23 protein-coding genes and 1 pseudogene are annotated in these 23,666 nt (G+C 55.5%); 16 read left to right on the top strand and 8 right to left on the bottom strand.

Going from position 1 to position 23,666, the window contains the following annotated elements; all coding sequences use genetic code 11:
- From CQ009_RS05360 to CQ009_RS05310, 11 genes are all read left to right on the top strand, one after another.
- Nucleotides 1–543 carry a DUF4376 domain-containing protein gene (locus CQ009_RS05360; protein ID WP_064391012.1) on the top strand — a complete coding sequence of 181 codons (543 nt, stop codon included), beginning with the start codon at nt 1–3 and terminating at the stop codon, nt 541–543.
- 103 nt (nt 544–646) lie between these two features.
- On the top strand, nt 647–1,813 hold the full coding sequence (locus CQ009_RS05355) for a phage tail sheath family protein (protein ID WP_105705107.1): 1,167 nt from the start codon (nt 647–649) through the stop codon (nt 1,811–1,813).
- A 12-nt stretch (nt 1,814–1,825) separates the two neighbouring features.
- Nucleotides 1,826–2,329, top strand: a complete 504-nt coding sequence (locus tag CQ009_RS05350) for a phage major tail tube protein (RefSeq protein WP_105705106.1) — start codon at nt 1,826–1,828, stop codon at nt 2,327–2,329.
- 11 nt (nt 2,330–2,340) lie between these two features.
- On the top strand, nt 2,341–2,652 hold the full coding sequence (locus tag CQ009_RS05345; protein WP_105705105.1) for a phage tail assembly protein: 312 nt from the start codon (nt 2,341–2,343) through the stop codon (nt 2,650–2,652).
- Between the two features lie 145 nt (nt 2,653–2,797).
- Complete coding sequence (locus tag CQ009_RS05340) at nt 2,798–5,470, top strand: phage tail tape measure protein (RefSeq protein WP_105705104.1); 2,673 nt, start codon at nt 2,798–2,800, stop codon at nt 5,468–5,470.
- Nucleotides 5,471–5,482: 12 nt separating this feature from the next.
- Nucleotides 5,483–6,328, top strand: a complete 846-nt coding sequence (locus CQ009_RS05335; RefSeq protein WP_105705103.1) for a phage tail protein — start codon at nt 5,483–5,485, stop codon at nt 6,326–6,328.
- Nucleotides 6,303–6,509: a tail protein X gene (locus CQ009_RS05330; RefSeq protein WP_064391018.1), complete on the top strand. Its 207-nt coding sequence runs from the start codon at nt 6,303–6,305 to the stop codon at nt 6,507–6,509. Before CQ009_RS05335 ends, CQ009_RS05330 begins: the two co-directional genes overlap by 26 nt.
- A 98-nt stretch (nt 6,510–6,607) precedes the next feature.
- Nucleotides 6,608–7,657 (top strand): phage late control D family protein, encoded by a 1,050-nt coding sequence (locus tag CQ009_RS05325; protein ID WP_105705102.1) that lies wholly within the window; start codon nt 6,608–6,610, stop codon nt 7,655–7,657.
- Nucleotides 7,658–7,714: 57 nt separating this feature from the next.
- A complete protein-coding gene (locus tag CQ009_RS05320; RefSeq protein ID WP_105705101.1) occupies nt 7,715–8,278 on the top strand; it encodes a glycoside hydrolase family 19 protein in 564 nt (187 codons plus the stop codon).
- Nucleotides 8,260–8,796: a lysis system i-spanin subunit Rz gene (locus CQ009_RS05315; protein WP_105705100.1), complete on the top strand. Its 537-nt coding sequence runs from the start codon at nt 8,260–8,262 to the stop codon at nt 8,794–8,796. The genes CQ009_RS05320 and CQ009_RS05315 overlap by 19 nt, the downstream gene beginning before the upstream one ends.
- A gap of 148 nt (nt 8,797–8,944) precedes the next feature.
- Entirely contained in the window at nt 8,945–9,739 is a 795-nt protein-coding gene (locus CQ009_RS05310; RefSeq protein WP_105705099.1) for a DNA adenine methylase, read from the top strand.
- A gap of 666 nt (nt 9,740–10,405) precedes the next feature.
- Here CQ009_RS05310 and CQ009_RS05305 read toward each other — a convergent pair.
- Nucleotides 10,406–11,089, bottom strand: a pseudogene (locus CQ009_RS05305) (SOS response-associated peptidase family protein).
- 95 nt (nt 11,090–11,184) lie between these two features.
- On the opposite strand from CQ009_RS05305, the gene CQ009_RS05300 reads away from it, so the two are divergent.
- Nucleotides 11,185–11,610: a LexA family transcriptional regulator gene (locus CQ009_RS05300; protein ID WP_105705098.1), complete on the top strand. Its 426-nt coding sequence runs from the start codon at nt 11,185–11,187 to the stop codon at nt 11,608–11,610.
- Nucleotides 11,603–12,880, top strand: a complete 1,278-nt coding sequence (umuC, locus tag CQ009_RS05295) for a translesion error-prone DNA polymerase V subunit UmuC (RefSeq protein ID WP_105705097.1) — start codon at nt 11,603–11,605, stop codon at nt 12,878–12,880. Before CQ009_RS05300 ends, umuC begins: the two co-directional genes overlap by 8 nt.
- 568 nt (nt 12,881–13,448) lie before the next feature.
- On the opposite strand, the gene CQ009_RS29760 is transcribed toward umuC, so the two are convergent.
- On the bottom strand, nt 13,449–13,823 hold the full coding sequence (locus tag CQ009_RS29760) for a hypothetical protein (protein ID WP_146117524.1): 375 nt from the start codon (nt 13,821–13,823) through the stop codon (nt 13,449–13,451).
- A gap of 523 nt (nt 13,824–14,346) precedes the next feature.
- Nucleotides 14,347–14,577: a hypothetical protein gene (locus tag CQ009_RS05285; protein ID WP_105705095.1), complete on the bottom strand. Its 231-nt coding sequence runs from the start codon at nt 14,575–14,577 to the stop codon at nt 14,347–14,349.
- Between the two features lie 553 nt (nt 14,578–15,130).
- On the opposite strand from CQ009_RS05285, the gene CQ009_RS05280 reads away from it, so the two are divergent.
- Both CQ009_RS05280 and CQ009_RS05275 read left to right on the top strand, forming a co-directional pair.
- Entirely contained in the window at nt 15,131–16,066 is a 936-nt protein-coding gene (locus CQ009_RS05280; RefSeq protein WP_105705094.1) for a hypothetical protein, read from the top strand.
- Entirely contained in the window at nt 16,063–16,626 is a 564-nt protein-coding gene (locus tag CQ009_RS05275) for a hypothetical protein (RefSeq protein WP_105705093.1), read from the top strand. Before CQ009_RS05280 ends, CQ009_RS05275 begins: the two co-directional genes overlap by 4 nt.
- Nucleotides 16,627–17,038: 412 nt before the next feature.
- Here CQ009_RS05275 and CQ009_RS05270 read toward each other — a convergent pair whose 3' ends face one another.
- Together CQ009_RS05270 and CQ009_RS05265 are read right to left on the bottom strand one after the other, a co-directional pair.
- Entirely contained in the window at nt 17,039–18,136 is a 1,098-nt protein-coding gene (locus CQ009_RS05270; protein WP_105705092.1) for a hypothetical protein, read from the bottom strand.
- Between the two features lie 501 nt (nt 18,137–18,637).
- Nucleotides 18,638–18,850 (bottom strand): hypothetical protein, encoded by a 213-nt coding sequence (locus tag CQ009_RS05265; protein ID WP_105705091.1) that lies wholly within the window; start codon nt 18,848–18,850, stop codon nt 18,638–18,640.
- Nucleotides 18,851–19,460: 610 nt separating this feature from the next.
- Here CQ009_RS05265 and CQ009_RS05260 point away from each other — a divergent pair.
- Nucleotides 19,461–19,823: a DUF6124 family protein gene (locus tag CQ009_RS05260; RefSeq protein ID WP_105705090.1), complete on the top strand. Its 363-nt coding sequence runs from the start codon at nt 19,461–19,463 to the stop codon at nt 19,821–19,823.
- A gap of 86 nt (nt 19,824–19,909) precedes the next feature.
- Here the strand turns inward: CQ009_RS05260 and CQ009_RS05255 are convergent, their stop codons facing one another.
- The 3 genes from CQ009_RS05255 to CQ009_RS05245 form a co-directional block, all read right to left on the bottom strand.
- Nucleotides 19,910–21,325 carry an amino acid permease gene (locus CQ009_RS05255; RefSeq protein WP_105705089.1) on the bottom strand — a complete coding sequence of 472 codons (1,416 nt, stop codon included), beginning with the start codon at nt 21,323–21,325 and terminating at the stop codon, nt 19,910–19,912.
- 127 nt (nt 21,326–21,452) lie between these two features.
- A complete protein-coding gene (locus tag CQ009_RS05250) occupies nt 21,453–22,505 on the bottom strand; it encodes an ornithine cyclodeaminase (RefSeq protein ID WP_105705088.1) in 1,053 nt (350 codons plus the stop codon).
- 50 nt (nt 22,506–22,555) lie between these two features.
- On the bottom strand, nt 22,556–23,590 hold the full coding sequence (locus CQ009_RS05245) for a histone deacetylase family protein (protein WP_105705087.1): 1,035 nt from the start codon (nt 23,588–23,590) through the stop codon (nt 22,556–22,558).
- Between the last annotated feature and the right edge of the window lie 76 nt (nt 23,591–23,666).

Below are 23,666 nucleotides of genomic sequence, written 5' to 3'. Positions count from 1 at the left end.
ATGAAGTACGCAGTATTTAATGAGGATCAGACCTTACGGACGTGCCTGATTGATGGCGTCCATCAGATCCCCGCGTCGGCGATCAAGGTTGATGACAGCCTCTTTCTCAAGATTACCCAAGAGACTGACGGCATTTGGCGTCTGGTTGATGGGAAGGTGGTCAAGGGCGAGCGCCCGGCGCCGGTGCCGGATTATGCGCTGTTGGTCGCCCTGGAGCGCTACAAGCGAGAGGCGACGGGCGTGACCATTGACGGCCTGCAAATCGAGACGACGCGTGACAGCCAGGCGCTGATTGCCAGTACTGGATTGTCCGCCGTCCTCGATCCCGAATATCGCTGTAACTTCAAGACGGTGACGGGCTTTGTCGAGATCGGCTCAGCTCAGATCATCGCCATTGCCAAGGCGGTGCGGGCGCACGTCCAAGCCTGTTTTGACCGTGAGCTGACGCTGTTGCGCGCGATCGAGGCCGGTGAGTTTCACGACGACATGCTGTCGCAGGGCTGGCCGGATTCCTCGCCGCCAGATCCTGCCGAGCTGCAATAGACGCCCCGCACTGACGGGGCGTTTTCTTTTCCGTTACGCGTAACACGAACACCCTCACAGCCTCGCTTATGCGGGGCTTTTTCGTTTCTGGAGATTGACCCTTATGAGTGGTTTTTTTCACGGCGTCACGACCACGCTGATTGATACCGGTGCGCGCACTATCTCGCTGCCGTCGTCCTCGATCATTGGTCTGTGCGACACCTTCACCCCCGGCGTTCTCGGCGGCGGCACGGCCCAGGCCGGCGAGCTGATGCTGATCACGACCGAGCGCGAGGCGATCGCCGCCTTCGGTGCTGACTCGGCTATCACTAAGGCCTGTCAGGCGATCTATGTGCGTGCCAAGGCGGTGATCGTCGCCATCGGCGTGCCCAAGCTGGAAGACGCCGCGCTGCAAACCTCGGCGATCATCGGCGGCGTGTTGGCCTCGGGTCAGCGTACCGGCCTGCAAGCGCTGCTCGATGGCAAGAGCAAGCACAACGCGCAGCCCAAGCTGCTGATCGCCCCGAAGCATTCGGCGACTCAGGCGATTGCGACGGCCATGGATGCGTTGGCCGGCAAGCTGCGTGCTATCGCGATCATCGACGGGCCGAACACGACCGACGAAGCGGTCATTGAGTACGCCGAAAACTTCGGCAGCAAGCGCCTGTATCTGGTCGATCCGGGTGTGCAGTTCTGGGACACGGTCACCAGTGCGACGATCGACGCGCCGGGTTCGGCGTGGGTCGCGGGGTTGTTCGCCTGGACTGACGAGACTTACGGCTATTGGGCCTCGCCGTCGAACAAGGAGTTTGTCGGCATCACCGGCACCTCGCGCCCGGTCGAGTACCTGGACGGCGACGCCACTTGCCGGGCCAACCTGCTCAACAACGCCAATATCACCACGATCATTCGTGACGGCGGTTATCGCCTGTGGGGCAACCGCACGCTGTCGAGCGATTCAAAGTGGGCATTCGTCACCCGCGTGCGTACCTGCGACATCCTGATGGATGCGATTCAGGCGGGCCACAAGTGGGCGGTTGACCGCTCGATCACCAAGACCTACGTCAAGGACGTGACCGAAGGCCTGCAAGCGTTCATGCGCGACCAGAAGAACGCCGGCGCGATCATCAACTTTGAAGTTTATGCGGACACCGAGCTGAACACGGCCAGCCAGATCGAGCAGGGCAAAGTGTATTGGCGCATCCGCTTCACCGACGTGCCGCCGGCGGAAAACCCGAATTTCATGATCGAGGTCACGAACGAGTGGCTGACAGAAGTGCTTGAAGCCTAAGGGGGCTTATCAATGATTCCTCAAGTTCTGAAGAACATGAACCTGTTTGTCGACGGCGTCAGTTTCTCCGGCGACGTGCCGACCCTGACGCTGCCCAAGCTGACCCAAAAAGTCGAGGACTACCAAGGCGGCGGGATGTTCGCCCCGATCGAGTTCGCGGTGGGCTTAGAAAAAATCGAGTCTGCCTTTACCACCAACGGTGTGCGCCGTGAGGCGCTGAAGTTCTTTGGTCTGGCTGACCAGACCGCCGCCAATCTGGTGTTCCGTGGCGCCTTCGCGGATCTGAAAGGCCGCGTGACGCCGGTGATCGTCACCATGCGCGGCGGCTTGAAAGAGGTGGACATGGGCGACTGGAAACCGTCGACCGTGGGTGAAATCAAGCACGGCGTAAAGATCACCTATTACAAGCTCGAAATCGACGGGCGTGTGATGTTCGAAGTTGATCCGCTCGCCATGATTTTTGTGGTGGATGGCGTCGACCAACTAGCTGCCGAACGTTCGGCCCTGGGCATGTAAGGAATTAGAAAATGACTCAAGTAAACGAAGAAAAGAAAGTCCCTTCCTGGTTGCTCGTCAATGACGACAGCGTCGTTATTACCCTGAAGGGGGCTGCCGACTTCGGCGGCGTCAAGGTCGACAAAGTGACCATGCGTGCGCCGACCGTTCGCGATCAGCGCGCCGCTTCGGCGGGTGCGAAGGGTGACTATGAACAGCTCGAAATCAGCATGTTTTGCAGTCTGTTGCAGGCGACCGAGCCGGAGATTGCGGCCCTGACCACGCGCAACTACAACCGCCTGCAGGCCGGCTATTTTCGCTTGGTCGAAGAGGATGAGCTTTAACGCCGAGACCCAACGGGTGGCGGCCAAGACCTTGGCGAGAGAGACGGGTTTCTCTGCCGCCGAGATCGAGGCCATGCCCTTTGACCGGATGCTGTGGTGGCTCAGGGATTGAGCCGCTTTCGACTGAGCAAGGTAGGGCACGCATATGAGCAATAAACTCGCGCTCGGGCTGGTCATTGGCGGGGCGGTCAGTTCCACGGTGGGAGCGGCGTTCAAGGACGTCACCGGCCGCATCAAGAAATTGGAGGACACGGGCAAGCGCGCCCGGGTTCTTGAAAAGACCATTGGCGACACCATGCGTCTGCGTGACGAATGGCGCAAGGCGCATTTGGCGGGCGCGAAGGGTGCCGATGCCCTGCGCGAGAAGCTGGAAGCCAATCTAGCCGCGCTGAAGAAGCAAGGCGTCGAAGTTCGAAATCTGAGCAAGGCATACACTCAGATGGGCAGGACGGCGCGCGGGGCCGAGCTGAAGGCCAAAGGGCACATGCAGCTCGACGAAGGCAAGCAGCAGATGCGCAGCAGCGTCGGGCAGGCTGTCGCCGCCTCGGCCGCAATGGCCATTCCGGCCAAGATCAGCGCGGACTATGGCGCGATCATTCGTGACATCGCGATCAAGGCCAACATTGCCAACACGCCCGAAGAGGCGACGCTGTCCAAGACCGTGATCGACACGTCACGCGATACCGGCATGGCGCGCAATCAGGTGGCCGAGGTGGTCAACGCCCTGGTGGGCGCCGGCATGGAGCTGGACAAGGCAATGGCTTATGCGCCGACGGCGGCCAAGTTCGCCGTGGGTCAGGGTTCGGACGGTACTGAAACCGCGCGGATGATCAACGCCTTGGGGCAGAACGCCAAGATCACCGACCCGGCGATGATGCAAAAGGCATTGGAAGCGATCGCCTATCAAGGGCAGGCGGGTAGCTTTGAGGCGGCCGACATGGCGCGCTGGTTCCCGGAACTGCTCGCGGGGATGGGCAAGCTGGGCATTACCGGCATGGACTCGGTGACGCAACTGGGGTCGATGCTGCAAGTGCAGATGAAGACTGCCGGCGGCTCGGACGAGGCGGCCAACAACCTCAAGAACTGGATGGAGAAAATCGGCTCAGGCGAAACCGTCGCGGCGTACCAGAAGGCCGGCATCGACTATCAAGGCTCGATGAACACCGGGCTGCAGAATGGCAAGTCCACTCTGGAATCCAGCTTTGCACTGGCCCAAAAATACATTGAAGCGACCGACCCCAAGAAGGCCGCCGAAATGGCCAAGGCCACGGCGGCGATCAGCGAGCAAGCCGATCCGGAGAAAGCCAAGGCCATGATCGCCTCGCTGGAATCGGCGTTGCGAACGGGCGACCTGTTCGTCGATATGCAGGTCAAGGGCGCCTTGACCGCGTACATGCAGAACAAGGATCTGTACGACAGCTTGAAAAAGGAGTCGGCCAGCGCGACCGGGATTCTGGATAAGAACCTGGAAGAGCGCCGGCAGTCCTCGGCGCAAAAGCAGTCGGAAATGGTGCAGAGCCTTGACGACTCGATGCGCGCGATCGGCGATGCCATGCGCCCGGTAACGGACAAGGTGGTTGACGGGATTGGCTCGGTGGCGACGGGTCTGGCCAAACTCGCCGACGAATCGCCGCGACTGGTGACGGGTATCGGGCTGGCCACGGCCGGTTTGATTGGTCTGTCGACGGCCATGAGCGGCCTCAAGATGGCTAAGGGCTTGATGAACATCGGCCGTGGCTCGCTGATGGGCAATCCCAACATCCCGCAAAAGGTGATCGTGACCAACATGGGCGCCGGCGGTATGGGCGGCGGCTTGGATCCCGGCGACCTCGATGCCGGCAGCGATGGCAAAAAGGGCAAGGGCGGTAAGGGTGGTAAGGGCGTGAAAGGCAGCTACAAGGGGCCAAGCGTCGGATCCGTGGTCAAGGGTGCGGCGGTAGTCGCGGTGATCGATGCCGGCATGAAAGCCTACGACACCTACGAAAACGCCGAGACTCAGGACGAGAAGGCCGAGGGTTACGGCGCGGCCGCCGGTGGTTTGGCGGGCACGCTGGCCGGTGCGGCCGCCGGTGCGGCGATCGGTTCGGCGGTGCCGGTGATTGGCACAATCATCGGCGGGTTGATTGGTGGCTACCTGGGCAGTCAGGGCGGGGATGCCCTCGGCGGTTTCATGGGCAAAAAGATGTTCGGCACGCCCGAAGAGCTGAAGAAAATCCCGGACGCCGGGCCATTGATGATGGCAGATGCCGGCAAGAACATGGCGCCGAAGCTGGGGGATACCTCGTTGGGCGCTACGGCCAAGGCGTTCGCGCCGGCGACCACCGGCCCGCTGATGCTGACCAATCCCGGCAAGGGGCTGGATGTCGGCGCGACGATGGCGCCGGCCGCTCCGGAGGCGCCGCCGGTGTCGTATGACCCGCGCGACCTGAATTCGAAGGACGCCATGCTGTTGCCGCACTTTGCCAACAAGGTGCGCTTCCCGGGTTCGGAACTGCGTCGGCCGAAGGTGATTCGCTCCGGGCTGGAAGATCCTGAGCTGCCGCCGCAGATCGGCATGGCCGCCAAAGACATGATGATACCACCGGCCAGCGCAGACGCGGCGGCGGGGGCATTGGTCAAGCCGATGACAGCGGCGCCGGCGCCGCCAAAAGTCGAGTCAAGCGTGGCGATTCAGGCGCCGTTTTCGCTGGTGGTCAACGGCGACGTGAAGGATGGCAATCAGTTGTTCGCGCAGATCAAGCCAATGCTCGATCAGCACTATCGCGACATGGCCAAGCAGATGGGGGGCAATCAGCTCTATGACACGCCACACGTTTGATAAGGGGGGCACATGGAAGCATTGGGGCAGTTGCAGTCGGGGTTGAAATATCTGGCCACGGCAGGCGAAACCGGCCGCCGCAGTCTGGACGGAATGCTGTCACCGGTGAATGGCGCGATCGGCGAAATCACCGGCGCCGCGTCCGAGCTGGAAAGCCTGCCCTTTGTCGGGCCGGCGATCGGGGAAAAGCTTCAGCGGGCGATGCGCGGGATAAACGCCGCGCAGGCGCAAGTCGGGCGGGTGGTGGCCATGTACGGCACGGCCACCCGCGCGGTCGCCCAGGTGGAGGAACGTTTGGGCGTGCTGAAGGAACAGGCCGGCAAGGCCGCCACGGCCATCAACAAGATCGCCGGCAAGATCAGCCCGGCATTGGCCAACATCGTGCCCACCGGCACCTTTGCCACGGATCAGACGCCGGCGCCGGAAGCGGTGAAGCCGTTCCCGCACCTGCTGATCATCCAGCCGCAAGATCCCAAGGCGCAGCCGTATTTCTTCAACCTGGACACGGCGGCGTTTGACGAGCTGCGCCGGTCGACCAAATTCCGCTGGGCCTCGCAGGAGCGCCTATCGCGGCGCCCGGCGCAGCAGGGCGTGGGCATCGGTGACGAGAAGATCACCCTCAAGGGCGTGATCCTGCCGGGTCTGAAAGGCGGGTTAAAACAACTCGACACCCTGCGCACGATGGGCGGGAAGCTTCAGCCGCTGACCATGACCACCGGTTATGGCGACGTGCTGGGGACGTGGTGCCTTGAGAACGTCGATGAAGAACAAAGCGCGCTGATGCAGGGCGGTATCCCGCGCAAGCAGGCCTTTACTTTGGAGTTTGTGCGCTATGGCGACGACATGCAGGACGTCTGACGGGGATCTGCTCGATACCATCTGTCACAACTATTACGGGCATCTGGATGGCTGCGTCGAGGCGGTGCTTGATGCCAATCAGGGGCTGGCCGATGAAGATCAACCCTACCGCGCCGGCGTGGTGATCGTGTTGCCGGATCTGCCGCAGCCGGTGACCGAGGCGATTACCTTGTGGAACTGACCCCGTCCGAAGTCCTCGCCGGCGGATCCTCGCGTTACGCGTAACGCTCTTTGCTTGCTTGCCCCGTCCTGTGCGGGGCTTTTTTTTGGGAAAAATTCATGACGCCGCGCTTTCGTATTGTGGTCGACGGGACCGACATCACGGCCCTGTTGAATGATCGGCTGATTCAATTGAGTGTTACCGACAAGACCGGAATGGAGTCCGACGAATTCGAACTGCGCATTGACGATCGGGACGGGCTGGTGACGTTGCCGCGCAAAGGCGTGGGCATCGAGATCTATCTGGGCTATCAGGAGACGTCGCTGGTCCGGCTAGGCCGCTATGTGGTCGACGGGGTCGCGGTGTCCGGCCCGCCCGATACGATTGTGATCAAGGGCAAGGCCAGCGACATGCGTGGCAGTGGCAAGACCGTGCGCAGCGGGAGCTGGGAGGACGTGCCGCTGTCGACGATCGTTGGCGATATCGCCGCGCGCAACGGCTGGTCGCCGGCGTGTCCGGTCGGCACGAAGGTCGCGCGGGCCGATCAGCTCAACGAATCGGACTTCAATTTCGTCACGCGCCTGGCTAAGCAATACGACTGCACGGCGAAGGTTGCCGACGGCAAGTTGTTGGTCATGCCGCGTCAAGGCGGGCAGAGCGCAAGCGGCAAGGCGCTGCCGCCGATCGTGATCAACAAAAGCGACGTCAGCCGCTGGCAATTCAACTTTGAGGATCGCGATTCGCACAAGGCGGTCGGGGCCAAGCATCAAGACAAAAAGACCGGTGAGCTGGCTGTGGTGTCGCTGGAAAACGACGACGCCCCGGCCGGGCTGCCGGCGGTGCATACCGATCGGCATATCTACCCGAACAAGACCGCCGCCCAGGCAGCGGCACGGGCGCGTTTGGCGGCGTTCAACCGCTCCACCGCCGGCGTGCGCCTCGAAATGGAAGGGCGTACTGATCTGTTTGCGGAATGCCTGATCATCGCCCAGGGCTTCAAGGTTGGGCTTGATGGCGAGTTTCTTGCCGAGTCGGTGCAGCAGACGTACACCCAATCCGGCTGGTCGACCACCGTTGAATGTAACGGCGGCAAGAAGGGCAAGGCCAACGCCAAGGGCAAGAAAGGGAAAAAGCCGGCCAAGCCGGTCAAGATCGTCAACCTTGCATAACGCCATCAGCCCCACCCATTCGCCGCCTTGAGCGGCTTTTTCATGTCTGGAGTTTGTATGTCAATTACGGAGCAACAACTGCAAAGCATCATGCCCAACGCCCGCCGCCAAGCGGGCGTTTTTGTATCCGCCCTCAACGCAGCCATGGCCCATCGGCAGATCAACACGCCGAAACGCCAAGCCGCGTTCCTGGCCCAAGTCGGTCACGAGTCGGGCCAGCTGAAGTACGTCCGGGAGTTGGGTGGCGATCAATATCTAAGCAAATATGACACCGGCAACCTGGCTGCAAAACTGGGCAACACGCCGGCAGCGGATGGTGATGGCCAGCGCTATCGCGGTCGCGGCCTGATCCAAGTCACTGGCCACGACAACTACTTGCGCTGCAGCCTGGCGCTGTTCGACGACGAGCGATTGCTGCGCACGCCTGAACTGCTGGAACTGCCGCAGTGGGCCGCCGAGTCGGCTGCGTGGTTTTGGTCCATTAATGGGCTGAATGCGCTGGCCGATCAAAATGAATTCAACACGATCACCCGCAGGATCAACGGCGGCCTCAATGGCCTGCAGGATCGGCTGGAGTTGTGGGGGCGGGCGAGGGCGGTGCTATGCGTCTCGGCGAACTGATCCCGGCCCCGTATCGGCTGCTGGCAAAAGGAGTGCTGCTGGTCGTCTTGGTCGGTGGTTCCGCTGCCGTTACTTGGCGAGTCCAGGATTGGCGCTACGGCAAACAGCTCGGAGAGCAGGGCCGACTCCACACCGAAACCCTCAACCAACTGAATCTGGCTTCTGCCGCGCAGCAGCGTGCCGAACAGGAAAAACGCTTTGCGCTCGAGCAGCGCCTGGCTACCAGCGAACAAACCCATTACCGAGCCTTGAGTGATGCCCAACGTGATCAAGGTCGCCTGCGCGACCGCCTTGCCACTGCTGATCTGCGCCTGTCAGTCCTACTCGACGCCACCGCCGGCAACGGATCGGTGTCAGCCACCACCGCCACCGGCGGCATGGTTCATGGCACCACAAAAGCCGAACTTGACCCAGCGCATGCTCAACGAATTGTCGGCGTCACCGATGACGGCGACCGGGGGCTGATTGCCCTCGCGGCCTGTCAGGCATACGCCAAAGAAGTCTCAACACCGAAGTGAAAAGAGCGGCCGGTCCAGATGCGTCAACATCCGGATCGACCGCCGTCCCTGCAGATGGTCCCTGCAAGTCCAGCCAAGGCTCTTGCTCCGTGCACAAAGCGCGGCGAGCCTAGCACCTGTTTATCCATACAGTAAAGGTCTTGCTTTTATGTCCACACCCATCATCCCTTGGATGGGCGGCAAACGCCGCCTAGCCGACCGCCTCATTCCGTTTTTTCCGCCACACGAATGCTACGTTGAAGTCTTTGCCGGCGGTGCCGCGCTTTACTTCATGAAGCCCCAGCCATCGCCGGTCGAAGTCCTGAACGACATCAACGGCGACCTGGTCACGCTTTACCGCGTCGTGCAGAACCACCTTGAAGAATTTGTGCGCCAATTCAAATGGGCGCTCAGCTCGCGGCAAGTGTTCGAATGGCAGAAAATGACCCGCCCCGAAACTCTCACCGACATCCAGCGCGCCGCCCGATTCTTCTATCTGCAGCACCATGCCTTTGCCGGCAAGGTCTCCGGTCAGACGTTCGGCACGGCGACCACCGCACCGGCCATCAACCTGCTGCGTATCGAGGAAAATCTCTCGGCCGCGTGGCAGCGCCTGTCCGGCACCTACGTCGAAAATCTCCCTTGGCTTGAATGCGCGGAACGCTACGACCGTGCCCACACCTTCCACTACATGGATCCGCCTTATTGGCAGACCGCCGGCTATGGCGTGGACTTTCCGTTCGAGAACTATGAACGGATGGCGGATTTCATGCGTCGCTGCAAAGGCAAAGTGATGGTCAGCATCAATGACCATCCGGATATTCGCCGTGTGTTCGAGGGCTTTCACTTCGAGACTTTGGACATTCGCTACACCACTACCAACCAGCGGCAGGGGAAGGCCGAAATCAGTGGCGAGCTGGTGATCATGAATTGGGAGCCGATAGCGTTGGGCGGATTGTTTTGATCACCATGGTGCGTAACCAGGACATCCGATGCCCCACAGCTGCAAAAGCTCGGTGAGTTTGATAAGAAACTCGACAGTCGCCATCAGAAGAATCAGCACATTCATTTTTTATTCTCGCAAAGAAACATGCCGCGCTTATTGGCGCGGTAGCGGAAAGGAGGTAGGTCGATCTGTTTTTTTAAACTAATTGTTTATCGCGGTATTCGTCAATGGTTGATCAAAATTAATTTCGTCTGCTGCCGCAATCCCCTTCGGGGAAGTTGTAGTAGGGGTGAGTGTGTATGCGTTCGCATCAGCGTCTTTGTCCTAGGGCTAAGGGTGTATATGGCGTGCGGGGATTAGGGCAATGGGTGTATATGGCGGGTGGGGATTAGGGCAATGGGTGTATATGGCGGGCGGGGACCAGGGCAATGAGTGTATAGGGTCGTGATATCTTCAAGCTTGCACTGCGGCTTTTGCAACTCAGAATATGCAAAGGATATCGGAAGGATATCCGAAGGATATTTATTCAATGGTGGATTAACGAATTAACGAATTAATGAATTAACGAATTAACGAATTAACGAATTAGCGAATTAACGAATTAGCGAAATGACGAAATAAAGAAATAAAGAAATAAAAGGTGTTTTAGTTCGCCGACATCGCTCGAAAATCAACTATTTAGCCCTAGCCCTCTTTAGGGTTTAGCAAGTCCCTCCCTTGATTGCGCACATTGCCAATGGCTCGTTCGACCTTGAACCATTCGAAAGCTTCTGAGGGTTCGCCTTGTTGTAACACCAGTAGCTCGGCGCGGTCCTTAGGCGTGGCCGGGTCTAACCATTCCTTAGCGAATTCAGGCGAAAACGTCACTGAACGGCGGTCGTGAAGATCCACCATGCCCCCAGCACTGTCAGCGGTAATGATTACAAAGCCGTCGTGTTCGCCAGGTAGATGTTCTGCATTGGGATACTGCCCAATCGCGGCGCAGAGAATCGGCGCCCGGTCTCGCCTGCGAATCAAGTAGGGCTGCTTCTTGGGTCCGCCTTCATTCACCCATTCAAACCAATTGTTAATCTCAATGATCGCCCGGTGCGGCCAGATTGCCCGGAAGAAGGGGCCATGCGCGACTTTCTCTACCCGATCGTTGATAGGTGCAGCGCGATCCTTTGCCCAGTGTGGACGCTATCCCCAACGTACCATGTCGGCGTGCAGGTACTGACCTTCCTGATGGAAAATCGCCAGCTGGGTGGTGGGAGCTGCGTTGTAACGCTCGAAGGGTTGGTCGCCGGTGTGATTGACCAGCGCGTTGGGCATGCTCAGAGCGGCCACAAAGTCGTGGATGCCATTGTATTGTGAAAGTCGTCCGCACATAGCTCGCCCGCCTATCTGATATCTCCTGCAAAAATTGACCGCAGGCGCTTCTGAAAGTTAACTGTACATTCGTACAGTGTCGGAAGTGGTGCGTCATGAGCTATTCAATTTTAGGCCGTATTGCAGAGGTCGGCCGGAAACTGCCTCTATGTCTGTTCCAAGTGCCGGCTGGTTTTCCTTCGCCGGCGGCGGATCACATTGAGGCACACATCTCCCTGGATGAGGTGCTGAACATCCGCGCCCCGCATGTCTACCTGGTGAAAATTACCGGGGAAAGCATGCAGGGAGCGGGCATCTTTGACGGGGACCTGGCGGTCGTAGATCGTTCGCTGGAGCCGACTCATGGTCACATCGTCGTGGCGCTGCTGAACAACGATCCGCTGTGCAAACGACTATGCATCCGCGGAAAGGATGTGATCCTTTTGTCGGAGAACCCCAAGTATCCACCACGCTATGTGCTGGAAGGGGATGAGCTGGCCATCTGGGGTGTAATCATCGGCAGCGTGCGCAGCCATGTCTAAAGGAATGCCGGTGTTCGGCCTAATCGATTGCAACAGCTTTTACGCCAGTTGCGAACGCGTGTTTCGCCCTGACCTTGCCAAGGTGCCCATCGTGGTGCTTTCGAACAACGACGGCTGCGTCATCGCCCGCAGCTACGATGCCAAGCCCTACGTGAAAATGGGCGAGCCGTACTTTCAGATCAAAAACAAGCTCAAGCAGCACGGCATCGTCCCGTTCTCCTCGAACTACGCGTTGTACGGCGACATGAGCGAACGCGTCATGACCCTGATCGAGTCGATGGTACCGGCCGTTGAGGTGTACAGCATCGACGAAGCCTTCGCCGACCTCACCGGTATCAATGACTTGGACGGCCTCGGCCGCAAGATCCGCAGCCAGGTACTCCGCTGCACGGGCATACCTGTCGGTGTAGGTATCGCGCACACCAAAACCTTGGCCAAGCTGGCCAACCACACCGCCAAACGCCTGCAGGCGCAAACCGGTGGTGTTGTGAATATCTGCGACCCAATCAAGCGCGACTGGGTGCTGCGTAATACGGACGTAGCGGAAGTGTGGGGAGTAGGGCGGCGCATGAAATTGCACCTCGATGGCATGGGGATCAAGACCGCCATGGACTTGGCTAAGGCTGATGCTTGGTCGCTTCGCAAAAACTTCAGTGTCGTGATCGAGAAGACTGCCCGTGAGCTCGCCGGTACTTCCTGCTTGGAACTGGACGAGCCGAATCCGCCAAAACAGGAGATCTGTTGCAGCCGGATGTTCGGCAAACGGCTGCTGGAACTGCGGCCGATCAGGGAGGCCGTGGCGACTTACATGATGCGGGCATCGGAAAAACTCCGGGCACAAAAGTCGCTGTGCAAGAAGATTCGGGTCGGCATCCGCACCGGAATGTTCAATCCCGATGAGGCTAAATATGCGAGTGGTGTCGTGGTGGATCTGCCTTACCCAACGGATGACGTTCGGCTCCTGACGAAGGCAGCAATCGACGCGCTTGAACGTGTGTTCCGTCCCGGCTTCAGTTATAGCAAAGCGGAAGTAATGCTGCTGAGTCTATGTCAGCCAGGTCAGTACACGGACGATCTCTTCGCCACTTTTCAGCCTACTGAGGCGACAAGGGTGATGGCAGTGCTTGACGAAATCAATAGACGATGGGGGAGGGGAACACTCCGTTCCGCTAGCGTGCCGACCAATCCAGATTGGGGTATGCGGCAGAAAATGATGAGTCAAAGCTATACAACGAAATTGGATCAATTGTGGGGAGTTAAATGCAGATAATGAACGCCTGCACTTTCTTGGTAGGAATGCTCACTGGCGCTGATTTGACGGCAGGTATGAAACCCGAAAATATGTGATCTTTTATTTCACTCGTAAATGGTGTGAAGTTCGATGACATAGCCTCCAGCACGACCCGGGTGTAGAGCTGAGAGGCCACTTTTTGAATTTTAGAGGCTTCGGATGATAACAGAAGTTTAAGGGGTATGATTATATGGTGGCTAATTGAAGCTTGTTTTTTCATGCTTGCTTAAAGTATGTAATTAATGTTGGCGCAATATTCACTTTCCGGTTGGTTCGCAGTTATATTTGTTGTTTATCAAGAACCAAGTGTCGTTAAGCATGCGCCCCTGTGCGTTGGCTGTTACTTCAATGAACATAAATCTTCCGTTAGCCTTAAACTTTGATTCGAACTGGCTTGAAAGTACATGTGCGTCATAATATGATGTGACGTAGATAATGTGCGGCATGTCATATCGCCATGTAATGACTGAGGGCATATTGTCGAGTATTTTTGTTATCTGTGATGCAGTGCCAACTTCGTCGTTGTAAATGAACATATATAATTTAATCATTTTTGATTCTGTCCTGCGTCATGCTTAATACAATCTTGAACTGGGTTACTTGCAATTTCCAGGTTTCGAGGGTCTGAAGGTGGTTCGCCCTTCTGTTGAGCTAGTTCAATAGTGCGCTTTTGTATTTGGAACTCTTCAGACTGCAAGCGGTCGGGGTCGCGATGCATAAAAAATATATAGGAGTAGAGTGCAACAATCACTGGTGCGGAACCGATTATAATAAGCCAAGTTGGCAAGTTCGGGTTTAAAGCTCCATAACCAAAAGTTGGAGCAGAAATTAAACCGCACATCCAAAGCACAGGATTCAAAGCGCTTTTGACCTTCAGGCGCTGCCCTGATTCAACAGTCTTGCTGTAGTTTTTGTCTGCCATTTTGTCGTCTTATGGGAGGTTGGCCTTGTGACCGAATTGTAATTGGGGACTCATCAACCGGTTATCAATCCAATTGGATTCGGCGTGGCTGAATTCAGATTCTCTCATAGTCGAGGCTCACTTATATGTGCGCATACTCTCTTACGGAGTAGCTTATGAGCAAGTGCAGAAACAGTCGTGCAAAGATCGCGGGGATCTTGAAACAGACACCTCAGCAGACGCCTCGTAAAAATGGGATCGTCTGGAGGCCTTGAAATTAGTGGCGTGGGTGAAGGGAGTCGAACCCTCGTTATCAGCTTGGGAAGCCGATACCAGGGTCGTCGGGCGCAGCGTTTTTTTGACATTTTCCGCCTTGGACGGATTACGGTTAACCATGGTCGGGTTCGAATCCTATCGAAAATTCAGCAGCAACAATAGATCGAAAGGGCTGCGAGGTCAGGTATGGTAGGCCATTACCTGGAGGAATCTCCATATTCACATAAAAGGCTCCGCACCTTGCTATTGAACACAAACGGCATTCTATCTATCGAGGGGCACTCAACTGCCTAAGTCGCATGATCGCGTCAGTGATCGCTTGCGCATTTCGATCAAGCGTTTCCAGTGCCGCAACGGCATTATCGGCAACTGTGTCTGCGCCAATCCCTGAAGTCCAATGGGTGATCTCTTCGATTGCCGCACCAAGTGCATGCTGGTTGTGCAGGAGCAAAGTCAGAGCATCTGCCGCGATGATATTGAAATCTGAGCGATCTGGCATGGTTCTCGTCCTTGAAGTCTATTCTTGGCTGATCTATCGATCATTCTGCATGATCCTAGTCCCAAGCGAGCGAAGCCGGGTCGCGCCATTGCACATTATCACCTGCACTTTCTGCATGCTAGAAAATTGCTACAAAGAAATGGGCCTTCGCGGGATTAGCTAGGCAGAACGGAGGGCAAAGGGGCGACTACACCCAATTCATCAATGCTGCCAACCAGTTGGGCTGTCAGAAACCATGGAGCTAGCTTCGTTTTTGACCATCACCTGCGCGCCCGCAGCTTGGTGAGGTCGCTTGCATCGTGGCCACAGTGGCGGGAATGCCTTGGGGTCCTTATAGTTCAGTACCTCTCGGTCCATCCGAGGCATTGACGGGTAACTCTGTACTCGCGCTGGGGAGCGCAATGGCACGTGCGTGATGCACAACGGCTAGCTGGTGCTGGCTAAAACCCCCCACCAAGTGGTGGGGGCTTGGCTCAAAGCCTGATCTCCAGGTGCTCCAAATAAGGGCGAGACCAAGGAAGGTATATTAAATAAGTATAGGGCTGGGGCACAATTGAATACCATTTCGCCATACACAATTCGCTGTTTTAACCCTCTCCTGAAAGGAAAAAAAGTTGAAGACTCCTATTCGCCTCTCGGTGCAATTGGCCAGTTCGATATGTATGATATTTTCAAGGCGTTCATTAAAGCAAAAGGTACTGGCTACCACGTAATTCAAACTACCCAGCAAATATATGCGTTCGCCAGTTTCAAGTTTGATGATGCGAAGAGGGTGATTCGAGGTGTTGTAAGGGCTGGAAGTTACGGGTCTAGGACCGATATAGTTAATATCAAGACCGGTAAAATCGACTTTAAGCGTTTAGAGGAAAATGCTGAAGTCATAAATCATTATGTAAGGTTTTTTGTTCCGGTCGAACTTAACGAAGGTGTAGTTCTGTTACATAACCAAAAAAATGTCGGGGTCAAAACGTTAGTCTATGATCTGCTGCGGGAAGAGTTTACGCGAGTAACTAGTAGGGTGCTGCAAATGAATCCCCTCTCGTATGAAAAAGCTTTTGAAGAGTGGAAGAAGGCAACGACCAAAGAGATCAAGTTGGTTCGCTTTAGCGGCATGAATACCATCGAAGATCAAATTAAAAAAATGGGCCATGACGAAGCTGAACACGTTTATATTATCAAAGCGTCACGAAGCAACAATCTCGGAACACTTGTTGATTATTTGACACCGGGCACTGAGCAGAACGCCACCGTGGAAATTCTTGCACCGCTCTGTGCCGAGGTGAAGACCGTGGTGGAGATGAATGGTAGGAAACGAACCTTTCGACTCGGGAGCAGTCAAAATAGTCAAGTCTGTGAGGTTGATGTCGATGAAAGTGAAGTTACAGTTACTGCCGGCAATCCTGATATGAAAGAATTTGATGCATGGTGTAAGAATATTATGAATGAGTTTCTTTCGACTATGTATCCTGGGATGGGTATAAAAATATGAGCAGCAAAGTTAATATTAAGGATATTGTGTATGGCCACCTTGGCACCTTGTCGAAGGTTGATGGTGGTTGGTCGTGGTTCGACTTTTTAACATTTTGTTTTGTTCCTGTTGCTTTTAGTACTGCTAGCGCCATGATTGGGTTTTCCTTAAATAAAGATGTTTCCTCTCTTTTGGTAAACTTTGGGGCAATTTTTACCGCGCTTTTACTTTCCGTTCTGGTTCTAGTTTATGATCAAGAGAGTAAGCTTGATGATAAATATCAACGTGACATTGAGTTGAAACGCCCTGTTGATGCATTTTATAATGCAAAGAAGAAGCTTCTTGATGAGCTGTATTATAATATAAGTTTTTGCATTCTTTCCTCTTTGGTTCTTATTGCTACCTGTTTTGCTTTTTCGATGGCGGATAGTTTTGCTGATCCTAAGGCAACATCAACGTCTGTATCAGTGATTTTGTCTAAGCTGGTCTTCACACCAATAAGTGTTTTTATCACGTTGAACCTGTTGCTAACGATTGTCATGATTGTCAAGCGTCTTCATTCTTTGCTTCGGCCGAAGTGACAGTTAAAGTAAAGAAGGCTCCGTGAGGGGCCTTTTTTTTGCATCCGCTTTCACTCTCGATCTAGCACTATCCAGTACGGTCGGGGGGGCGGCGTCGAGGGCTATGCCCAATCCATCATCGAAGTTATGAGGCGCGGCAGGAGAGTTAAGTGGTTGGTAGGGGGGATTGCGAGTCTGAATCAACTAGGCAAATGGGGCGCAGTTCATCAGCGATGGATCTCGGGTGTCGGGGAGGGATGTATTACGCTCATCACTACCTGAAACGGGTACGTTGCATGTAGACCACGAGCCTAGGACCTGCAGGAGATCGTTGCCGGATAACGAGAGCCTGATTTCCCCCCTGATTATAGGAGGGAATCAGCAAGTCTATTTATTTAAAAGGGTTAAGAGTGGTGCTGCCACAAATCGCCTCTTAACTATTTTTTATTTTTTCGTACTCGATGAATTCACTAAGCAACTTCTGCTTTTTAGGGTCGATAACAACGGCGCCGCTCTCGTCTCTCCACACCATTTTTGAATGAGTCACGACTTGGGTCACCAAAATGCTTTGTTTGTTAAGCATTAAATACACTTCAATTGAATGGCTGAATTTTTCAAGAGGGAGATTAACGTTCAGTTTGCCGGCCATCAATGCAGTGTCCAGCTCGCCAGGGTTAATTAAGGTGGAAGAAATCATCCTCAATGATGAAATTCCGTTGACGATATAACAATCGAAAAAAATCTCACATTCTTGAGGTGTTTTGTTCCCATTATATACTTTAAAAAGTCTGACATTTCTTTTTCTGCGTGCTTTTTCTACGATGCTGAGAAGTCCAGCTATCGGAAGAGCTATGGCTAAAATCAATGCGATAAAGAAAAAGAAGTATATAAGGCTTCTAGTCGCTTGGATCGTTGGGGAGCCTGAAAAGGCCTTTGCGAAGAAAGAGTTAGTTTGTCCTTCCAATTCAGTGGAGGTAACTGGTATCGTCAGCATTCCGCCTACCTTGCCCCCAGTTGAAATTTTAGGAGTAGAACGTGCATCATGGATAACCAATAATTTTAAATTGTAACTTTCGCCTGGCTCAATCATTACTTTTGGCATCAAAATGCTCGATTCAGAAGCTTTCGTACCCAAAGCAAACTGTTCCAGATAATTATTTGACGCGCCGATTGTTTCAATCTTCAACAGTTCTCCTGCTGAAAGAATAATGACAAATGGTGATATTGAGTCGTAATTGTTTCCAAGGACTGAAACTCCTCCGATGTTTTTCACTTTTATCGTTATGACGGATAAATCTTTCGCGACACTTTTTATATTAACGTCCCCGTACAAAATATTGAGCTCTGGAACATTTTCCTTCAGGTCAAGAACGTTCGCGCTGCTCAGTACTTCCACGGTTAATTGTGGGTCTCGCACCTTTATAAATTCATTGTATAGCGTGAGTCCGCCAAAAAGTATGGCTAAAATAAAGCCAAGGAAAGACCAGGCAAATTTTTTATCTATTGCGGCAATTCTCTCTACTATATTCATCTGAATTCTTTTAATTTCCAAAAAGATTATATTTTATAGGTTGGAGTGCAAGTTCTCATTGTGCCACACAGAAAAGTTCTGTCACTCGGACAGACCTAGAATATACGATGCTTCCGTCACAGAAAAAGTGGAATGTGTAAACGCTGCAGCTTTTCCTGTATGATGAATAGCCTAAAGTTGTCAAGCAGCTTCGCCGTTACCATGATGCGCAAAACGCAGATCTTCCTGCCGAAGAGGTAGAGTTGCTGAACTGAGAGGCTGAGTCCCTGGTTCGTGGTGTAAACGAATATCTTTGTCTTGGGAGATCCTTCTACAGTAAGACATTAAGCGAAGGCGATCGTATTCATGGGGCAAAAATGGGGCAAACCGTACGCCAATCCATGCCGCTCAATGCCGAGGATGCGTTTGTGCATGTGGCTGTGATATACGCTGAACCCCCATAAGTACATGTGTTTGGGTCTTAAAAACCGAAATATTCCAGCACAATCGGGGTGTGGTCTTTCAGAGGTTTTTGCTTCGAAGTTTTGCCAGGCCCTGTTTAATGTGTCCAGCGTTCTCGCCAATCATCCACAAAGCACCCCGAACGTTGTCCCCAACCTCGGCCTGGCCTTGCTGTTCGGCACGAAGCGTAAGCTCCATCAAGGCTGCTTCTAGACCGAGCTGATTCTGATACATCCTCTCCAGCACATCCGCTAACGAATATTCGTCGGACATGGCTCGACTCCTTTCGAAAAAGGAAAGCATAGTACTGGCAGTGCCCTGTGTGGGTGGTAATTGCTGCATGCTTAGAAATTGCTACGAAGCATTGTGTATTTGAGGACAAGCCAGGCTGGCCGGGGTGCAAACCGCGTACTACGCCCAATCCATCATCGGGGCGACGGACAGTGCTTCAAGAAGAACGATGTGCTCTCTGCATTGGTGACAATATTTGGATCATTTAGCGTGCTCGTAGAGCCCTTTCAACAGAAAAAACCGTGCCTGTTTAAATGAAACCTGTTGCTGCAGTCCTAAGCCTACACTCCCTTGCGCCTCCCCCTACACCTAAGACAGAATCCCCCGGCTTGTGCCTCTAGCCCGCAGGTTCTATCGTCCCTACGTCACTGAAAACCAGTGATCGGGTTTGGTAGCCCGTCTCCGTCAGAAGCACAAGACTACTGTCTTGCGACGACGTTTCTCGTCTTCGTTTTATGGTGGTCATGCGCGGGGCGTCTTCGGATGCGCCGGGGTTCCTGACGACCGGTCTACCAACCTGCGTATGGCCTCCACCCTTCGTTTGGTAGCGAGAGTGATGGCTCCTTTTCGTTAATCCGTCAGGAGTTACACCATGTTCAAACCAACACCGAATCCACCAGAAACCGATCCCGCATCCCCCTACGAATCCCTCAACTCCAAAAAACTCCACGAAGCCGCCGAACGCGCCCTCGATCACTACCTCCTTCCCGCCGGCCACATCATGGCCAGCGTCAACGAACCCGAGCGCATGTACCTCGCCAATCCGAAGTACGACTCCGAATCTCTATTGGCCAATGCCAGTGAAACGCTGAGTTCCGCCTCGGAAATGCTCAACAACTTCGCCGCAGCACTCGACCCCTCGCACCGCAAAACCGCGCTGGGCATTGCGCAGGTGGTGATGTTGGGGGAGTTGGCGGTGAATCAGGCGTTGGATAACGTTGAGGTGAAGGCGTGAAGCCTGTCCCGCCATGGGCAGGTGAAATGCTCGTTCACTGATAACAAAAAGCCGTCACTTCCAGGTGACGGCTTTCGCTTGCAGATCTAGCCAAACTGACTAGCCGACTCAACCGCAGATTTCGGCTTCCTCAACCGCGTCAACTGATAAGCAATCCCCAACCAGACAAACCACCCCGGCATCACCATCAGCGCAATCCGCGTATCAGGCCGCAACGCCAGCAACCCCAGCACAAACCCCAAAAACGCCAACGAGAACCACGCCATCGGCACACCGCCGGGCATCTTGTAAGCCGACTTCGCATGCAGATCCGGACGTTTTTTGCGGTAGGCGATGTAGGACGCAAGGATGGTCGACCAGGTGAAAATCACCAGAATCGCCGACACGGTGGAGACGATGGTGAACGCGGTCATGACTTCCGGCACGATGAACAGCACCAGCACGCCGACCAGCATCAACAGCGTGGTGAACGCCAGGCTCAGCAGCGGCACGCTGTTGCTCGACAGTCGGCGGAATAGGCCGGGCGCGTTGTCCTGGTTGGCCAGCCCGAACAGCATGCGGCTCGATGAGAACACGCCGCTGTTGGCCGAGGAGGCCGCTGAGGTCAGGACGACGAAGTTGACGATGCCGGCCGCTGCGGGAAACCCGGCGACGAGGAACAGTTCGACGAAGGGACTTTTGACCGGGGAGACCTGTTGCCACGAGGTCACGGCAATAATGCAGGTCAGCGCGAGTACGTAGAACAGGATGATCCGCAGGGGAATCGAGTTGATGGCTTTGGGCAGGGTCTTCTCCGGCGAGCGGGTTTCGGCGGCGGCGGTGCCGATCAACTCGGTGCCGGCGAAGGAGAAGATCGCCATTTGAAATCCGGCGAAGAAGCCGAACAAACCGTTGGGGAACGCCGCCTGTTTGTCCACCAGGTGGCTCAGGGACGCGGTGACGCCACTGGGTGAGACGAAGGAGCTGGCGATCAGCACGGTGCTGACGCCGATCAGGGTCACGACGGCAATGATCTTGATGATCGCGAACCAGAATTCCACTTCACCGAATAGCCTGACGGTCAGCACGTTGAGGGCGAACAGGGTCGCCAGCATGCCGACGGCGGGTATCCACGCCGGGACATCGGGGAACCAGTACTGGAAGAAGCCGCCGACCACGACGGCGTCGCCGATCACCGCCACGCTCCAGCTCAGCCAGTACGACCAGCCGAGGAAGAACGCCGCGCGCGGGCCGAGGTAGGCACCGGCGAAGTCGGCGAAGGTTTTGAAGTTGAGGTTGGACAGGAGCATTTCGCCCATGGCGCGCATCACGAAAAACACGAACAGGCCGATGATCATGTAGATGAGGATGATCGACGTGCCGGAGAGGGCGATGATCTTCCCGGAACCCATGAACAGGCCGGTTCCGATGGCACCGCCCATGGCCATTAACTGGATGTGACGATTGCTGAGCGTGCGCTGCAGCGCGGGCTGTTCAGGCAGCCCGGAAGGGGTCGATTTCATTGCAAAACCTCTTGATTTTATGTTTTTGAGTTTTGGCAGAAAGTAGGTGTCGAGCGTTCTTGTTAGAGGTGCAGCGGCTAATCACAAAGTGAATCGCCCCCCGTGGCTTGGGGGCGGCGGTTAGCGATCAACTGACGGTGCGCAGACGCGAGGCTTTGGCCGGTTGCGGATCGAGCAGTTGGAAGAGGTTTTTGATGTTGGCCGGCGTCGGCACCAGGTGGATGCGCTGGCCGATTTGCTGTGCCTGCGCCAAGTCTTTCAGGTAGCGCAGTGAGGAAAAGTCTTCCAGGGCAAAGCCCACCGAATCGAACACCGTCACCTGCGCATGGTTTTCGCGTCCGGCGACTTCGCCCAGCACAATGCGGAAAAACTCGATCACCGGGGAATCGGCTGCCAGTTGCTGAATGTCGCCTTCAATGCGCGTTTGCGGTTCGAATTCGACGATGACCCGGGCGTTGCGCAGGATGTCGGCGTGCAGTTCGGTTTTACCCGGGCAGTCACCGCCGACCGCGTTGATGTGCATGCCTGGCTCGATCATTTCGGGGGTCAGAATGGTTGCGTAGGCTTTGTCGGCGGTGACCGTGGTGACGATGTCCGCACCTTTGACCGCTTCCTTCACAGAGCTGGCCAAAATCACTTCGATGTCCGGGAACGCCGCGAGGTTGTGCTTTAACTTGAGAGAAGCGTCGCGATCGATATCGAAGATACGGATTTCGCTGATGCCCAACATTTCATGGAAGGCCAGTGCCTGAAATTCACTTTGCGCACCGTTGCCAATGAGGGCCATCGAGATCGAATCCGGACGAGCCAGCGATTTCGCCACCAGCGCGGAGGTGGCTGCGGTGCGCACGGCGGTGGTCAAGGTCAGTTCGCTGAGCAGCGTCGGATAGCCACTCTGCACATCGGCCAGCAGACCGAAAGCCATGACCGTGAGCAAGTTCTGCTGGCCGTTGTTCGGGTGGCCGTTGACGTATTTGAACGAGTACTGCTGGCCGTCGTCGGTGGGCATCAACTCGATCACGCCGTCTGCCGAGTGGTTGGCCGTGCGCGGCGATTTATCAAACTGCGCCCAGCGTGCGTAGTCCGCTTCGATGTAGCCGGCCATTTCGCGAAGGGCGCGGCGGATACCGACCTGGGTGAACAGGCGTGCAGCATCATCGACATCAATAAAAAGCGTCATGGTCTTATTCTCCGATCCAGTCATTGAAAGGTTGTAGAGCGCGAGCTGGCTCAGCTGCGTTTGCTCTCGAAACCGTGCAGCACGTTGACGGCATTGATGCCGATTTCATCGACCATGTAGCCGCCCTCCATGACGAACAGGGTCGGGCAGCCGACGCTGGCGATCAGTTCGCCGATGCCGATGAAGTCATCGCTTTCCAACAGGAAATGGCTGATGGGGTCGTCCTTGAACGTGTCGACACCGAGGGAAATCACCAGCACTTCAGGGGCGAACTGCTGGAGCTTTTTGCAGGCGTGGAGCAGGGCGTTGCGGTAGCTCTCCCATGTGGTGTTTTTCGGCAATGGATAGTTGAGGTTGTAACCCTCGCCTGCACCCGCGCCGACTTCGTGGCTGTAGCCCGAGAAGTACGGATAGGACACCGCCGGTTCACCGTGCAATGAGATGAACATGACGTCGCTGCGCTGGTAAAAAATGTTCTGCGTGCCGTTGCCGTGATGGAAGTCGACGTCCAGCACCGCGACACGTTTGGCGCCCTGAGTGATGGCTCGTTGCGCAGCAATGGCGGCGTTGTTGAGGTAGCAATAACCGCCCATGTATTCGCGCGCGGCGTGATGGCCGGGCGGGCGGCACAGGGCGAAGGCGCTGTCGTGGCCTTCATCGAGCAGGGCCAGGCCGGTGAGGGCAATGTCGGCGCTGGTTTTCACCGCTTGCCAAGTCGTCGCGGTGATCGGCGAACCAGCATCCATGGCATAGAAACCCAGCTTGCCATCGATGAAGGTCGGCACCTCTTCGCCGGCCAGATCGCGCACCGGCCACACCAACGGCAAGGCGTCGTGAGTGCGACCGGTTGCGCTCCATTCGATCCAGGCACTTTCGAGAAAACTGACGTAGCGCTCGCTGTGCGCGTTGACGTAGCACGAGCGGTCGAACGCGCGCGGTTCGACGATCTGTCCGAGGCCGACCTGTTTGACGCGGTTATGCACGGTGTCGGCCCGACTCGGTTGTTCGAACGACGGTTTGAGCACGCCGTCTTTCAATTCGGTGCCGTGGTGCAAGCGGTGGGAATCACTGAAAACTGTAAACATTCTGCGCATCCGTTATTGTTAGCCAGTGCAAATATTCTGTTCCTGCTGGGCTGCGCTTTCTTTGCTTTGTGTTCGT

The organism is Pseudomonas sp. MYb2, from assembly GCF_002979955.1.
Classification (GTDB): domain Bacteria; phylum Pseudomonadota; class Gammaproteobacteria; order Pseudomonadales; family Pseudomonadaceae; genus Aquipseudomonas.
This window is presented reverse-complemented; position numbering and strand designations above follow the sequence as displayed.

What these genes read in the sequence shown, in the direction of transcription:
- CQ009_RS05360 (WP_064391012.1), top strand. Translation starts at nt 1, where the DNA reads ATGAAGTACGCAGTATTTAATGAGGATCAGACCTTACGGACGTGCCTG.
- CQ009_RS05355 (WP_105705107.1), top strand. Translation starts at nt 647, where the DNA reads ATGAGTGGTTTTTTTCACGGCGTCACGACCACGCTGATTGATACCGGT.
- CQ009_RS05350 (WP_105705106.1), top strand. Translation starts at nt 1,826, where the DNA reads ATGATTCCTCAAGTTCTGAAGAACATGAACCTGTTTGTCGACGGCGTC.
- CQ009_RS05345 (WP_105705105.1), top strand. Translation starts at nt 2,341, where the DNA reads ATGACTCAAGTAAACGAAGAAAAGAAAGTCCCTTCCTGGTTGCTCGTC.
- CQ009_RS05340 (WP_105705104.1), top strand. Translation starts at nt 2,798, where the DNA reads ATGAGCAATAAACTCGCGCTCGGGCTGGTCATTGGCGGGGCGGTCAGT.
- CQ009_RS05335 (WP_105705103.1), top strand. Translation starts at nt 5,483, where the DNA reads ATGGAAGCATTGGGGCAGTTGCAGTCGGGGTTGAAATATCTGGCCACG.
- CQ009_RS05330 (WP_064391018.1), top strand. Translation starts at nt 6,303, where the DNA reads ATGGCGACGACATGCAGGACGTCTGACGGGGATCTGCTCGATACCATC.
- CQ009_RS05325 (WP_105705102.1), top strand. Translation starts at nt 6,608, where the DNA reads ATGACGCCGCGCTTTCGTATTGTGGTCGACGGGACCGACATCACGGCC.
- CQ009_RS05320 (WP_105705101.1), top strand. Translation starts at nt 7,715, where the DNA reads ATGTCAATTACGGAGCAACAACTGCAAAGCATCATGCCCAACGCCCGC.
- CQ009_RS05315 (WP_105705100.1), top strand. Translation starts at nt 8,260, where the DNA reads ATGCGTCTCGGCGAACTGATCCCGGCCCCGTATCGGCTGCTGGCAAAA.
- CQ009_RS05310 (WP_105705099.1), top strand. Translation starts at nt 8,945, where the DNA reads ATGTCCACACCCATCATCCCTTGGATGGGCGGCAAACGCCGCCTAGCC.
- CQ009_RS05300 (WP_105705098.1), top strand. Translation starts at nt 11,185, where the DNA reads ATGAGCTATTCAATTTTAGGCCGTATTGCAGAGGTCGGCCGGAAACTG.
- umuC (WP_105705097.1), top strand. Translation starts at nt 11,603, where the DNA reads ATGTCTAAAGGAATGCCGGTGTTCGGCCTAATCGATTGCAACAGCTTT.
- CQ009_RS29760 (WP_146117524.1), bottom strand. Translation starts at nt 13,823, where the DNA reads ATGGCAGACAAAAACTACAGCAAGACTGTTGAATCAGGGCAGCGCCTG.
- CQ009_RS05285 (WP_105705095.1), bottom strand. Translation starts at nt 14,577, where the DNA reads ATGCCAGATCGCTCAGATTTCAATATCATCGCGGCAGATGCTCTGACT.
- CQ009_RS05275 (WP_105705093.1), top strand. Translation starts at nt 16,063, where the DNA reads ATGAGCAGCAAAGTTAATATTAAGGATATTGTGTATGGCCACCTTGGC.
- CQ009_RS05270 (WP_105705092.1), bottom strand. Translation starts at nt 18,136, where the DNA reads ATGAATATAGTAGAGAGAATTGCCGCAATAGATAAAAAATTTGCCTGG.
- CQ009_RS05265 (WP_105705091.1), bottom strand. Translation starts at nt 18,850, where the DNA reads ATGTCCGACGAATATTCGTTAGCGGATGTGCTGGAGAGGATGTATCAG.
- CQ009_RS05260 (WP_105705090.1), top strand. Translation starts at nt 19,461, where the DNA reads ATGTTCAAACCAACACCGAATCCACCAGAAACCGATCCCGCATCCCCC.
- CQ009_RS05255 (WP_105705089.1), bottom strand. Translation starts at nt 21,325, where the DNA reads ATGAAATCGACCCCTTCCGGGCTGCCTGAACAGCCCGCGCTGCAGCGC.
- CQ009_RS05250 (WP_105705088.1), bottom strand. Translation starts at nt 22,505, where the DNA reads ATGACGCTTTTTATTGATGTCGATGATGCTGCACGCCTGTTCACCCAG.
- CQ009_RS05245 (WP_105705087.1), bottom strand. Translation starts at nt 23,590, where the DNA reads ATGTTTACAGTTTTCAGTGATTCCCACCGCTTGCACCACGGCACCGAA.